This window comes from Microbacterium festucae (assembly GCF_025421715.1).
Lineage (GTDB): Bacteria > Actinomycetota > Actinomycetes > Actinomycetales > Microbacteriaceae > Microbacterium > Microbacterium festucae.
On sequence record NZ_JAOEFC010000001.1, the window covers coordinates 1 to 12,977 of the forward strand.

General features: G+C 72.6%; 11 protein-coding genes. 2 read left to right on the forward strand and 9 right to left on the reverse strand.

The window, feature by feature from the left end; translation table 11 throughout:
• Positions 1–165: 165 nt before the first annotated feature.
• Positions 166–1,092 (reverse strand): peptide chain release factor N(5)-glutamine methyltransferase, encoded by a 927-nt coding sequence (gene prmC, locus N3K63_RS00005; RefSeq protein ID WP_261577908.1) that lies wholly within the window; start codon positions 1,090–1,092, stop codon positions 166–168.
• A gap of 123 nt (positions 1,093–1,215) precedes the next feature.
• Here prmC and cysK point away from each other — a divergent pair, with 123 nt between their 5' ends.
• Positions 1,216–2,166 carry a cysteine synthase A gene (gene cysK, locus N3K63_RS00010; protein WP_261577909.1) on the forward strand — a complete coding sequence of 317 codons (951 nt, stop codon included), beginning with the start codon at positions 1,216–1,218 and terminating at the stop codon, positions 2,164–2,166.
• Positions 2,167–2,177: 11 nt separating this feature from the next.
• The gene (gene epsC / locus N3K63_RS00015) at positions 2,178–2,747 is read left to right on the forward strand and encodes a serine O-acetyltransferase EpsC (protein WP_261577910.1); all 570 of its coding nucleotides are present in this window, start codon (positions 2,178–2,180) and stop codon (positions 2,745–2,747) included.
• 855 nt (positions 2,748–3,602) lie between these two features.
• On the opposite strand, the gene N3K63_RS00020 is transcribed toward epsC, so the two are convergent.
• The 8 genes from N3K63_RS00020 to N3K63_RS00055 all read right to left on the reverse strand — a co-directional run bounded on the left by N3K63_RS00020 (position 3,603) and on the right by N3K63_RS00055 (position 12,976).
• Entirely contained in the window at positions 3,603–4,001 is a 399-nt protein-coding gene (locus N3K63_RS00020; protein WP_261577911.1) for a phage holin family protein, read from the reverse strand.
• 21 nt (positions 4,002–4,022) lie between these two features.
• Entirely contained in the window at positions 4,023–5,093 is a 1,071-nt protein-coding gene (gene prfA, locus N3K63_RS00025; RefSeq protein ID WP_261577912.1) for a peptide chain release factor 1, read from the reverse strand.
• A gap of 7 nt (positions 5,094–5,100) precedes the next feature.
• Positions 5,101–7,068, reverse strand: a complete 1,968-nt coding sequence (gene rho / locus N3K63_RS00030; RefSeq protein ID WP_261577913.1) for a transcription termination factor Rho — start codon at positions 7,066–7,068, stop codon at positions 5,101–5,103.
• A gap of 159 nt (positions 7,069–7,227) precedes the next feature.
• Positions 7,228–8,163 carry a homoserine kinase gene (gene thrB / locus N3K63_RS00035; protein ID WP_261577914.1) on the reverse strand — a complete coding sequence of 312 codons (936 nt, stop codon included), beginning with the start codon at positions 8,161–8,163 and terminating at the stop codon, positions 7,228–7,230.
• Entirely contained in the window at positions 8,160–9,239 is a 1,080-nt protein-coding gene (thrC, locus tag N3K63_RS00040) for a threonine synthase (RefSeq protein ID WP_261577915.1), read from the reverse strand. Before thrC ends, thrB begins: the two co-directional genes overlap by 4 nt.
• Positions 9,240–9,241: 2 nt before the next feature.
• Complete coding sequence (locus tag N3K63_RS00045) at positions 9,242–10,552, reverse strand: homoserine dehydrogenase (protein ID WP_261577916.1); 1,311 nt, start codon at positions 10,550–10,552, stop codon at positions 9,242–9,244.
• On the reverse strand, positions 10,549–11,964 hold the full coding sequence (gene lysA, locus N3K63_RS00050; protein WP_261577917.1) for a diaminopimelate decarboxylase: 1,416 nt from the start codon (positions 11,962–11,964) through the stop codon (positions 10,549–10,551). Before lysA ends, N3K63_RS00045 begins: the two co-directional genes overlap by 4 nt.
• A 178-nt stretch (positions 11,965–12,142) precedes the next feature.
• A complete protein-coding gene (locus N3K63_RS00055; protein WP_261577918.1) occupies positions 12,143–12,976 on the reverse strand; it encodes a DUF2993 domain-containing protein in 834 nt (277 codons plus the stop codon).
• Position 12,977 lies beyond the last annotated feature (1 nt).

Below are 12,977 nucleotides of genomic sequence, written 5' to 3' on the forward strand. Positions count from 1 at the left end.
AGCGAGCGCAGCGAGTCGACACGCCCCCCCCCCGCCCCCCCCCCCGGTCGTTGAGCGAGCGCAGCGAGTCGAAACGCCCCCACCGCGCCCCCACCGCGCCCCGGTCGTTGAGCGAGCGCAGCGAGTCGAAACGCCCCCCACGGCGCCCCGCCCGCACTCCCCCGCTCAGGGCCGCAGGGCGGTGGTGGTGCGGTCGCGCATGGTCAGGTCGGGGTGGGTGGCCGCGGCGCGCCAGCCGTCGCCGGTCAGGAGCTCCCGGATCGGCGCCCCCTGCCACTCGCCGTGCTCGATGACGATCGTGCCGCCGGGTCGCAGCAGCCGCAGGCCCACTCCCGAGAGCACGCGCACGACGTCGAGCCCGTCGGGGCCGCCGTAGAGGGCGGCGGGCGGGTCCCAGAGGCGCACCTCGGGGTCGCGCGGGATGGCGTCGTCGGGCACGTAGGGCGGGTTGGAGACGAGCACCGAAACGGTGCCGTCGAGCTCGGGGAACGCGTCGGCGAGGTCGACGAAGGCGACGCGGGCGTTGGGCGCGCCGACCGCGGCGAAGTTCTCCTTGGCCCACACGAACGCGTCGACCGAGTTCTCGGCGGCGTGCACGCGGGCGTGGGGCACCTCGGTGGCCATCGCGAGGGCCAGCGCGCCGGAGCCGGTGCCGAGGTCGACCGCGACGGGTTCGGGCTCCGCACTGGCGCGCAGCGCGTCGATGGCGAGCTGGGCCACCGATTCGGTCTCGGGGCGGGGCACGAACACACCCGGGCCGACGCGCAGTTCGAGGTGACGGAACGGGGCGAGTCCGATGAGGTGCTGCAGGGGCTCACGGGCGGCGCGGCGGGCCAGCAGCGCCTCCCATCGGGCGCGGTGGGCCTCGGGCCACGTGTCGCCGCGGAACGCGGCCGCCGCCAGCTCGCCCCGCGAGAGGCCGAGCACGTGGGCGGCCAGCAGCTCGGCATCCGCTTCGGGGGTGGCCACCCCCGCGGCCTGCAGTGCCTGCACCGCCGACCGGATCGTGTGCGCCAGAGACGCCGCGGGCGCGGATGCGGGGGGCGTCGGGTGCTCGGCGGGAGCCGGTGCGGCGGGAGGGGTGCTGACCATCAGAAGATCCAGCCTAGCCGTGAGTATTCGTCACATTCGGCCCTCTACGCGTGCGCGTGAATAGTCTTGTGCGAGGATCTCGCACCCGCACGAGACGTCGCAGACCCGCACGAAAGGCAGGCCATGTCCGGCATCCACCCCGACATCACGAGCGCATTCGGCAACACCCCGCTCGTCAAGCTCAACCGCATCTCCGAGGGACTTCCGGGCACGGTGCTCGCGAAGCTCGAGTTCTACAACCCGGCGTCGTCGGTGAAGGACCGTCTCGGCATCGCCATCGTCGACGCCGCCGAGGCCTCGGGCGAGCTGAAGCCCGGCGGCACGATCGTCGAGGCCACGAGCGGCAACACCGGCATCGCCCTGGCGATGGTCGGCGCGGCGCGCGGCTACAAGGTGATCCTCGCGATGCCGTCGTCGATGTCGACCGAGCGTCGCCTGCTGCTGAAGGCCTACGGCGCCGAGCTCGTGCTCACCGACCCCGCGGGCGGCATGAAGGGCGCCGTCGCCAAGGCCGAGGAGATCGCCGCGGCGACCCCCGGCGCGATCCTCGCCAAGCAGTTCGCCAACGAGGCCAACCCCGCCATCCACCGCGCGACCACCGCCGAGGAGATCATCCGCGACACCGACGGCGAGGTCGGCTACTTCGTCGCCGGCATCGGCACCGGTGGCACCATCACCGGCGTCGGCCAGGTGCTGAAGGAGCGCATCCCCGAGGCGAAGGTCGTCGCCGTCGAGCCCGCCGACTCGCCGCTGCTGACCAAGGGCACCCCCGGTCCCCACAAGCTGCAGGGCATCGGCCCCAACTTCATCCCCGAGATCCTCGACCAGACCGTCATCGACGAGGTGCAGGACGTCGCGTTCGACGACGCGATCCGCGTGGCCCGCGAGGTCGCCACGAAGGAAGGCATCCTCGTCGGCATCTCTTCGGGTGCGGCGATCTGGGCGGCGCTCGAAGTGGCCGCGCGTCCCGAGGCCGAGGGCAAGAACATCGTGGTGATCGTGCCCTCGTTCGGTGAGCGCTACCTGTCGACGGTGCTGTACGAGCACCTGCGCGACGAGCCCGCGGGCATCTGAGCGTCGCCGGCGTGCACCCGATCCGTCGCATCCGCGAAGACATCGCCTCGGCGAAGCTCCGCGACCCCGCCGCGCGCGGGGCCGTGGAGATCGCGCTGCTCTACCCGGGCCTGCACGCCGTGTGGGCGTATCGCCTGTGGCATGCCCTGTGGATCCGGCGGGCGCGTTTCGTCGCGCGCGCCGGGTCGCAGGTGACGCGCTGGCTCACCGGCGTCGAGATCCACCCCGGCGCCACCATCGGGCGCCGCTTCTTCATCGACCACGGCATGGGCGTGGTCATCGGCGAGACCGCCGAGATCGGTGACGACGTGATGCTGTACCACGGCGTCACCCTCGGCGGCCGCACCCGCGACGCCGGCAAGCGTCACCCCACTCTCGGCGACGGCGTCGCCGTCGGCTCGGGCGCCAAGATCCTCGGCCCCATCACGATCGGCGCCGGATCGGTCGTCGGCGCCAACGCCGTGGTCACCCGCGACGCCCCCGAGGACTCGGTGCTCGTCGGTATCCCCGCCAAGCCGCGCCGCCGCTCCGCCGGCGAAGACACCCGCGCCCTCCTCACCGTGCCGGAGTACTACATCTGAGGTCGCGTTCAGTGGCCTAGGGCTCACGGTTTGTGGGACACGATGCCGGGGCCGGTCCCGCAGGATGCGGGTGCCGGCCCCGGCATCCGCCGTATGCGGGACCTGGTGCGCGGGTCGGTCCCGCAGAGTGCGGGTGGACGCCCCGGCATCCGCTGATTGCGGGACCTGGTGCCGCGCCATGTCCCCCAGGGTGCGGGTGTACGCCCCGGCATCCGCCGTTTGCGGGACCTGGTGCCGCGCCATGTCCCACGGGATGCGGGTGCGGGATGCCTCACCCGCCGCTTTCGAGACCTGGTGTGGGCCGGACCCATACAGCGCGGATGCTGGCCGCCGCACGCGCCGTATGCGAGACCTGCTGCGGCACCGTGTCCCGCGGAGTGCGGGTGGACGCCCCGGCATCCGCTGATTCTGGGATCCCCTGTCGGGGCGCGTCCCGCACAGCGCAGGTGCTAGCCCCGGCATCCGCCAGTTGCGGGACACGCTGCCGGGGCGCGTCTCACAGAATGCGGGTGCGGGAGCCCGCACCCACCGGTTGCGGGACACCATGTCGGGGCGCGTCCCGCACATTGCGGGTGATAGCCCCAGCATCCGCCGTTTGCGGGACACGCTATCGAGGCGCGTCTCACAGAATGCGGGTGCGGGAGGCCGCAGCCACCGGTTGTGGGACACCCTGCCGGGGCGCGTCCCGCAAAATGCGAGCGAGAGCCCCGGCACCCACCGGTTGCGGGACACGCTGCCGCGGCGCGTCCCGCAGAGCGCGGGGGCCAGAGCCTGCAGCCACCGTTTGCGGGACGCGCTCCCGCGCCGCGTCCCACAGGATGCGGGTAGACCCCCGGCATCCGCCCTCCCCCGGTCTCAGGCGCGGGTGCGCGGCGGGCGGATCTTCGCGACGAGCGGAGTGAGCAGCCAGGTGGCCAGGGCGGTGACGAGCCAGACGATGGCGGGGCCGGCGATCCAGGCGAGGGGCTCCGAGATCGACAGTCCGGCCGCCGGGATGAGCACGACGATGACGATCGCGACGAACGTCGACAGGATGCCGATGCCGCCCAGCAGCAGCGGCGCGTGCTTGCGGCTGAGGCGCTGCGCGATCGGCGTGAGCACGCTCTGCAGCACCGCGAACAGCACGATCGCCAGCAGGAAGCCCCACCAGTCCCGCCACGCGATGTGGAAGCCGGGCAGCACGAGGTCGGCGACGATCAGGCCGATGGCCGCCGAAGCGAGGAACACCAGCGCACGCAGCAGGAACGCGATCATGCGCCGACAGTAGCGCCGAGCTCAGCCCAATGCCGCGAGGCGCGCCTCCTCGTCGGCGGTGATCGCCGACTCGATGATCGGCTCGAGCGCGCCGTCCATCACCTGGTCGAGGTTGTAGGCCTTGTATCCGGTGCGGTGATCGGCGATGCGGTTCTCGGGGAAGTTGTAGGTGCGGATGCGCTCGGAACGGTCCATGCCGCGGATCTGCGAACGACGGGCGTCGGATGCCGCGGCGTCGAGTTCTTCCTGCTGCTTGGCGAGCAGGCGTGCACGCAGCACGCGCATGCCGGCCTCGCGGTTCTGCAGCTGCGACTTCTCGTTCTGCATCGACACGACGATGCCGGTGGGGACGTGCGTGATGCGCACGGCCGAGTCGGTCGTGTTCACCGACTGCCCGCCGGGGCCCGACGAGCGGAAGACGTCGATCTTCAGGTCGTTCGGGTCGATGTGGATCTCTTCGGGCTCGTCGACCTCGGGGAAGACGAGCACACCGGTCGTGGAAGTGTGGATGCGCCCCTGCGACTCGGTGGCCGGCACGCGCTGCACGCGGTGCACGCCGCCCTCGTACTTGAGGTGAGCCCACACCCCCTGCGCGGGGTCGGACCCGGAGCCCTTGATCGCCACCTGCACGTCCTTGTAGCCGCCCAGGTCGGACTCGTTGCGCTCGAGGAGCTCGGTCTTCCACCCCTTGGACGCGGCGTACTGCAGGTACATGCGCAGCAGGTCGGCGGCGAACAGCGCCGACTCGGCGCCGCCCTCGCCCTGCTTGATCTCCATGATCACGTCGCGGGCGTCGTCGGGGTCGCGCGGGATGAGGAGACGCCGCAGCCGCTCCTGCGCCTGGGCGAGCTTCTCCTGCAGCGCGGGCACCTCGTCGGCGAACGCGTCGTCTTCACGGGCGAACTCGCGCGCCGCCTCGAGGTCGTCGGCCGCCGCGACCCACGCATCGTGGGCCGCGACGATCTTCGACAGCTCGGCGTACCGCCGGTTGACGCGCTTGGCGCGCGCGGGATCGGCGTGCACCGCCGGATCGGAGAGCTCCTCCTGAACGGCGCGGTGCTCGTCGATCAGGACGGCGACCGATTCGAACACGTCGGACTCAGCGGATGTTGTTCTCGTGACCGTGGCTGTGGCCACCGCCGTGCCCGCCCGTGGGCGCGGGGATCGACTTCTGCATCTGCACGAGGAACTCGACGTTCGAGCTCGTCTCCTTGAGCTTGCCGAGGACGACCTCGAGGGCCTGCTGCGGGTCGAGGCCGGCGAGGGCGCGACGCAGCTTCCACGTGATCTTGACCTCGTCCGAGGACAGCAGCATCTCCTCACGACGGGTCGAGGACGCGTTGACGTCGACGGCCGGGAAGATGCGCTTGTCGGCGAGCTGACGCGACAGGCGCAGCTCGCTGTTGCCGGTGCCCTTGAACTCCTCGAAGATGACATCGTCCATCTTGGAGCCGGTCTCGACCAGCGCGGTGGCGAGGATGGTCAGCGAGCCGCCGTTCTCGATGTTGCGCGCCGCGCCGAAGAAGCGCTTGGGCGGGTACAGCGCCGAGGCGTCGACGCCGCCCGACAGCACGCGGCCCGAGGTGGGAGCCGACACGTTGTAGGCGCGGCCGAGGCGGGTGATCGAGTCGAGCAGCACGACGACGTCGCGACCGAGCTCGACCAGACGCTTGGCACGCTCGATGGCGAGCTCGGCGACGGTGGTGTGGTCCTCGGCCGGGCGGTCGAAGGTCGAGGCGATGACCTCGCCCTTGACGGTGCGCTGCATGTCGGTGACCTCTTCGGGACGCTCGTCGACGAGCACGACCATGAGGTGGACCTCGGGGTTGTTCGCCGCGATGGCGCCCGCGATCTGCTGCAACACGATCGTCTTGCCCGCCTTGGGCGGGGCGACGATGAGGCCGCGCTGGCCCTTGCCGATGGGCGCGACCAGGTCGATGATGCGCTGGGTCAGCTTCTCGGGCGCGGTCTCCAGACGCAGACGCTCCTGCGGGTAGAGCGGCGTGAGCTTGCCGAACTCGACACGGGTGGCGGCGTCTTCGACCGACAGGCCGTTGATCGCGTCGACCTTGACCAGCGCGTTGTACTTCTGGCGGCTGGACTGCTCGCCCTCGCGCGGCTGCTTGATGGCACCGACGACGGCGTCGCCCTTGCGCAGGTTGTACTTCTTCACCTGGCCGAGCGAGACGTAGACGTCGCTCGGGCCCGGGAGGTAGCCGGTGGTGCGCACGAACGCGTAGTTGTCGAGCACATCGAGGATGCCGGCGACCGGGATGAGTACGTCGTCGTCACCGATCTCGGCCTCGAACTCGTCTCCCCCGGCGGCGGTCTGGCCGCGACGCTTGTTGCGCTGACGGCCACGGCCGTTCTGCGACGCGTTGTCGGCAGGAGCCTCGTCGTCGGACTCGGTCTTCTCCTCGGCGGGAGCGGCCTGACCGTTCTGAGCGGCCTCGTTGCGGTTGCGGCTGCGGCTGCGCGAACGGCTGCGCGAACGGCTGCGGCCCGAGGTCTCCCCCTCGGCCTTGTCGCCGTCGGCGTTCTCGCCCTCGGACTTCTCAGCCTCGGACTTCTCGCCCTCGGACTTTTCAGCCTCGGCCACCTCGGCGGTCTCGGCGGCGGGGGTCTCGGCGGCGGGGGTCTCGGCAGCGGCAGCGTCAGCCTCAGCGTCGGCGGCGGGCGCCTCGACGTCGGCGGCGGGCGCCTCGGCAACGGCATCCTCGGCGGGCGCAGCCGGCACGTCGGAGCTCTTCGCGCGGCGCGGGGCGCGCTTGCGCGGCGCCTTGGCGGGCTTCTCGGGGGCGGCCTCGGGCGCAGCCTCCTCGGCGGGCGCTTCGGCAGCGGCCTCGGGCGCAGCCTCCTCGACGGGCGCCTCGGCAGCAGCCTCGGGCGCAGCCTCCTCGACGGGCGCCTCGGCAGCAGCCTCCTCGACGGCGTCCTCGGCCGGCGCCGCGGCGTCGGCCTGCTCGGTGCCGTCGGCGGGCGTCTCGGCCACGGCGGCCTGGTCGGTCGTCACCTCGGCGGCGTCGCCGGTGGTGTCTTCGGTCTGGATCTCGGAGATGGACTCCACGAGTTCTCCCTTGTGAACGTGTGGATAGGACTGTCCGCATCCGGCGCCGTCCACAGCGGCGGCCGACCGTCCCGTCGGCGCGTCCGCGTCCAGGGAGGACGGCGGTCGCCGAAGCGGGGGGTTATGCGGTGGTTCGCAGATTTGCGACGGAGGCCAGATTCACGCTCGAGGCGTGGCACCCTCCGTATACTCCCTCACTGTAGCACCCCGCACATCGACGGCGAGCAGGTGCGGGGCCCACGGCGTGGGCTGGCGGGCGGCCACCTCGAGGGCCTCGAGACGGCGCCCCGGCCCGTCGGCCAGGACCAGCACCGACGGCCCGGCGCCGGAGACGACGGCGGCGAATCCCTCGGCGCGCAGCGCGCGGACGAGGGCGTCGGTGGCCGGCATCGCCTGCGCACGGTAGGACTGATGGAGCTTGTCCTCGGTGGCCGCGAACAGCAGCTCGGGGCTCTGGGTGAGCGCCGCGATCAGCAGCGCCGAACGCGACACGTTGAACACGGCGTCTTCGCGCGGCACCTGCACGGGGGCCAGGCCCCGCGCGACCGACGTGGACATCTGGAAGTCGGGCACGAACACCAGCGGCGCCACGCCGCGATGCACGAGCAGCTTCTTGTGCTGCGGACCGCTCTCGTCGATCCACGCGATCGTCAGACCGCCGAACAGCGCGGGCGCGACGTTGTCGGGGTGGCCCTCGAGCTCGGTCGCCAGGCGCAGCAGAGTGGCGTCGTCGAAGTCGACGTCGCCGGCCAGCAGTCCCTTGGCGGCGAGGATGCCGGCGGCCACGGCCGCACCCGACGAGCCCATGCCCCGGCCGTGCGGGATGGTGTTGTGCGCTTCGAGGTGCAGCCCCGGAAGCTCCCGCCCCGCGGCCTCGAACGCGTACGCGATCGCGCGCACGACGAGGTGCGACGCGTCGGTGGGGACGTCGGCGGCGCCCTCCCCCGTCACGACGATCTCGAGCTCGCCCGCGGGCAGGGTGGTGACGGTGAGCTCGTCGTACACGCTCAGCGCGAGGCCGAGGGTGTCGAAGCCCGGTCCGAGGTTCGCGCTCGTCGCGGGCACCCGCACCGCGACCGAACGGGACTCGGTCATTCGGCCGGAGCCAGCTCGAGCACCGAGGCGACCTCCGACGTCGACGCGTCGACGACGGTGGGGGTGACCTCGGAGCCGTCGGCGTTGCGCAGGGCCCACTGCGGGTCCTTCAGGCCGTGGCCGGTGACGGTGAGCACGACCTTGGCGCCGGCGGGGATGACGCCCGCCTCGGCACGGTCGAGCAGGCCGGCGACGCTGATGGCCGAGCCCGGCTCGACGAAGACGCCCACGGTGCCGGCGAGCAGCTTCTGCGCGGCGAGGATGCGGTCGTCGTCGATGGCGCCGAACCAGCCGTCGGTCGCGTCACGCTGCTGCAGGGCGAGCTCCCACGAGGCCGGGTTGCCGATGCGGATGGCCGAGGCCACTGTCTCGGGGTTCTTGACGACCTCGCCGCGCACGATGGGGGCGGAGCCCTCGGCCTGGAAGCCGAACATGCGGGGAACGCGGGTGGAGACGCCGCGGTCGGCCTCTTCGCGGTAGCCGCGCGAGTAGGCGGTGTAGTTGCCGGCGTTGCCGACCGGGATGAAGTGGAAGTCGGGGGCGTCGCCCAGCTGCGAGACGACCTCGTAGGCGGCGGTCTTCTGCCCCTCGATGCGGTCGGGGTTGACCGAGTTCACCAGGTGCACCGGGTAGTGGTCGGCCAGCTCGCGGGCGATCTCGAGGCAGTCGTCGAAATTGCCGCGGATCTGGATGAGACGGCCGCCGTGGATGACGGCCTGGCTCAGCTTGCCCATCGCGATCTTGCCCTCGGGCACGAGCACGGCGGCGGTGATCCCCGCGTGCGCGGCGTAGGCGGCGGCCGAGGCGGACGTGTTGCCGGTCGAGGCGCAGATGACGGCCTTGGCGCCGTGCTCCACGGCGCGCGAGAGCGCGACGGTCATGCCGCGGTCTTTGAAGGAGCCGGTGGGGTTCATGCCCTCGAACTTCACCCACACGTCGGCGCCGGTGAGGCGCGAGAGTGCGGGGGCGGGGATGAGCGGCGTGCCGCCCTCGCCGAGGGTGACCACCGTCGAGGACTCGGTCACGCCGAGTCGGTCGCCGAATTCGCGGAGGACTCCGCGCCAGACATGTGCCATGTTCAGTCTCCTTCCATGCGCAGGACCGAGACGACGCGGTAGACGACGCCGCTGGAGGCGAGGCGTTGGACCGTCTCCCCCAGGTCCTGCTCGAGTGCGGTGTGGGTGCCGATGACCAGGCGCGCCCGCGCCTGCTCGTCCCCCGGGATGATCGTCTGCTCGACGGTCGCGATCGAGACGCGGCCGTCGGCGAGGATGCCGGCGACGGTCGCGAGCACGCCGGGGCGGTCGTCGACCTCGAGGGTGATCTGGTAGCGCGTCGTCGCGCGGCCGATGGGCAGGATCGGCAGGTTGGCGCGGGTGGACTCGCCCACGCCGATGCCGCCGGCGATGTGCCGCCGGGCGGCCGAGACGAGGTCGCCGAGAACCGCGGATGCCGTCTGCACGCCGCCCGCGCCCGCACCGTAGAACATGAGGTCGCCGGCGGCCTCGGCCTGCACGAACACGGCGTTGTTGGCGCCGTGGACGCTGGCCAGCGGGTGGTCGCGACGCACGAGCGCAGGGTGCACGCGCACCGAGATCGCCTCCCGGCCGTCGTCGGTGCGCCGCTCGCACACCGCGAGCAGCTTGACGACGTAGCCGGCCTTGCGTGCGGCCTCGATGAGAGGGGCGTCGACGCTCGTGATGCCCTCGCGGTGCACGGCATCCAGCGGCACGGCCGTGTGGAAGGCGAGCGAGGCGAGGATGGCGGCCTTCTGCGCGGCGTCGTAGCCTTCGACGTCGGCGGTCGGGTCGGCCTCGGCGTAGCCGAGCCGCTGCGCGTCGGCGAGCACGTCTGCGTAGTCGGCGCCCTCCAGGTCCATCCGGTCGAGGATGTAGTTGGTGGTGCCGTTGACGATGGCGAGGATGCGCTGCACGCGGTCGCCGGCGAGCGAGTCGCGCAGCGGCCGGATGATCGGGATGGCGCCGGCGGCGGCGGCCTCGTAGTGCACCGAGGCGCCCACCTGGTCGGCGGCCTCGAACAGCGCGGGGCCGTGCGTGGCCAGCAGCGCCTTGTTGCCGGTGACGACGTCGGCGCCGGCGCTGAGCGCCTGCAGCAGGTAGGAGCGGGCCGGCTCGATGCCGCCCATCAGCTCGATGACGATGTCGCTGCCCACCAGCAGCGGCTCGGCGTCGGTGGTGAGCAGCTCGCGCGGGATGTCGGTGTCGCGCGGCGCGTCGATGTCGCGCACGGCGACGCCGACCAGCTCGAGGTGGGCCCCGGCGCGGTCGGCCAGTTCCGCCTCGTGCTGGAGCAGGAGCGCAGCCACCTGCGACCCGACGGAGCCCGCACCCAGCAGCGCCACGCGCAGGCGGCGGTATTCGGTCGTCATACGGTGTCCTCGTTCGGGGTGGGGATGCCGGCGTCGCGCGCCAGCAGGTCGTCGATCGTCTCGCCGCGCACGATGACGCGGGCACGGCCGTCGGCGACGGCGACCACCGGCGGGCGCGGCACGGCGTTGTAGTTGTTCGACAGCGAGAAGCAGTAGGCCCCGGTGGCGGGGACGGCGAGCAGGTCGCCGGGGGTCACGTCGCCGGGGAGGTACTCCGCGTCGACGACGATGTCGCCCGACTCGCAGTGCCGGCCCACGACCCGCACGAGCGCCGCCTCGGCATCCGAGGTGCGCGACGCGAGCCGCGCGGAGTACTGGGCGCCGTAGAGGGCGGGGCGGGCGTTGTCGCTCATCCCCCCGTCGACGCTCACGTACACGCGGGTGAGGTCGTCGGTGACGGGGACGGGCTTGACGGTGCCCACCTCGTAGAGGGTGATGCCGGCACGGCCGACGATGGTGCGTCCCGGCTCGAAGGCGAGGTTCGGCACCGGGATGCCGCGCACCTCGCACTCGCGGGCGACGGCGTCGACGATGCCGGTGGCGAGCTCGCCGATGGGCGTGGGGTCGTCGACGGAGGTGTAGGCGATGCCGAAACCGCCGCCGAGGTTCAGCACCGGAACCTCGCCGCCCTCGCGCAGCTGCGCGTGCACGTCGACGACGCGCGCGGCCGACTCGGCGAACCCGGCGGTGCCGAAGATCTGCGAGCCGATGTGGCAGTGCAGCCCGATGAACTCCAGCGACGGCAGTTCGCGGATGCGGGCGACCACGGCCGGCGCATCGGCCAGCGGGAAGCCGAACTTCTGGTCTTCGTGGGCGGTGGCCAGGAAATCGTGGGTCTCGGCGTGCACGCCGCTGTTGACCCGCACGAGCACGCGCTGCACGACGCCGCGGCGCTCGGCGACCACGGCGAGGCGCTCGAGCTCGATGGGGCTGTCGATGACGACCGACCCGACCCCGTGGGCCACGGCCGCCTCGAGCTCGGCGACCGACTTGTTGTTGCCGTGCAGCCCGAGCCGGCCCGGGTCGGCCCCGGCGGCCAGGGCGATGGTGAGCTCTCCCCCGGTGGCGACGTCGACGGCCAGGCCTTCCGCGCTCACCCAGCGGACGACCTCGGTCGACAGGAACGCCTTGCCGGCGTAGTAGACGCGGGCGGCGGCGCCGTGGCGGGCGGCGGCGGACTCGAAGGCCTCGCGCACCTCGCGGGCGCGGGCGCGCACGGCCTGCTCGTCGAGCACGTACAGCGGCGTGCCGAACTGCTCGCGCAGGGCCGAGACGGCGACACCGGCGATGCGCAGTTCGCCCTCGGCATCCCGCGCGGCCGATGCCGGCCACACCAGCGGCGCGAGCGCATTGGCGTCATCCGGCACGGCCAGCCAATCGGGAACGAGCGGACGGGAGTCGGGGGCGGACAACGTTCGAGGAGCCAATCGGTGGAGATGTGCCGGCGGTCGGGTCACGCCGGCGAGGACCGTGCAGAGAGTGGTTGAAGTCTAGGGCACCGTCGGCGCGGGCCATCCGCGCATGACGCCCGGTGGCACCGGCATCCGTTCGGCGCCCGTCGCGGGCACGCGGCCGGGGTGCGGCCCGCCGTCAGGCGCAGGTGCCGGTCTCGCGGGCGGACGGGTCGGTGAGCAGCGCGCTGTCGATGTCGAACTCGGCGACGACGGCATCCGCGCCCACCGTCGTGCTGGTGAGGGTGAGGGCGCGCGGCACGTACTGCGCGACGCAGACCTCCCAGTCGCGCACGACGGTGCGGGCGATGGCGCCGAACTGGTCGACGAGCGTCTCGGCGGGCACTTCCGCCCCGGCCAGGCGCAGCGTGTCGGGGGTGAGCAGCAGCGCCCCGTCCTGCGTGGTGACCGACAGGCCCACCCCCACCGGGATCGAGGCGCCCAGCACGCTGAGCTCGGTGGACATCGCGATGTCGGGGCTGTCGAGGGTGACGGAGTCGGCCGGGAACCCCTCGACCCGCCCGAGCAGCGCCTGCAGCTGCTGCTCATCGAGCGAGATGGACGCCTGGGCCGAGCTCCAGTCGGCGCCGCCGCGGATCGGCACGTCGGCCGCGGTGACCACGACGTCGCCGGTGATCCCGTCGATGGCGACGTCGTCGGATGCCACGCGCACCTGGCCCAGCGAGCCGCCGATCAGCTGCGGCAGCACCGCGCCGGGCACCTCGACGTCGACCTGCTGGTCGGCGGGCAGCTGCAGGTTGGAGACCACCTGCTGCCGGATGGTGCGCTCGACGATGCCGCGCGCGACCCACTCGCCGATGAACCACGCCGCCACCGCCAACAGCACGACGACCACCAGCGCGACCAGCCACGGCCACCGCCGTCGCCGCTTCGGCGCCGGCTCGGGGCTCGACAGCACCCAGCGCGCCGCGGGATCGGGGATCGGGAGGGTGGGCTGCGTGTCGCCGCTCATG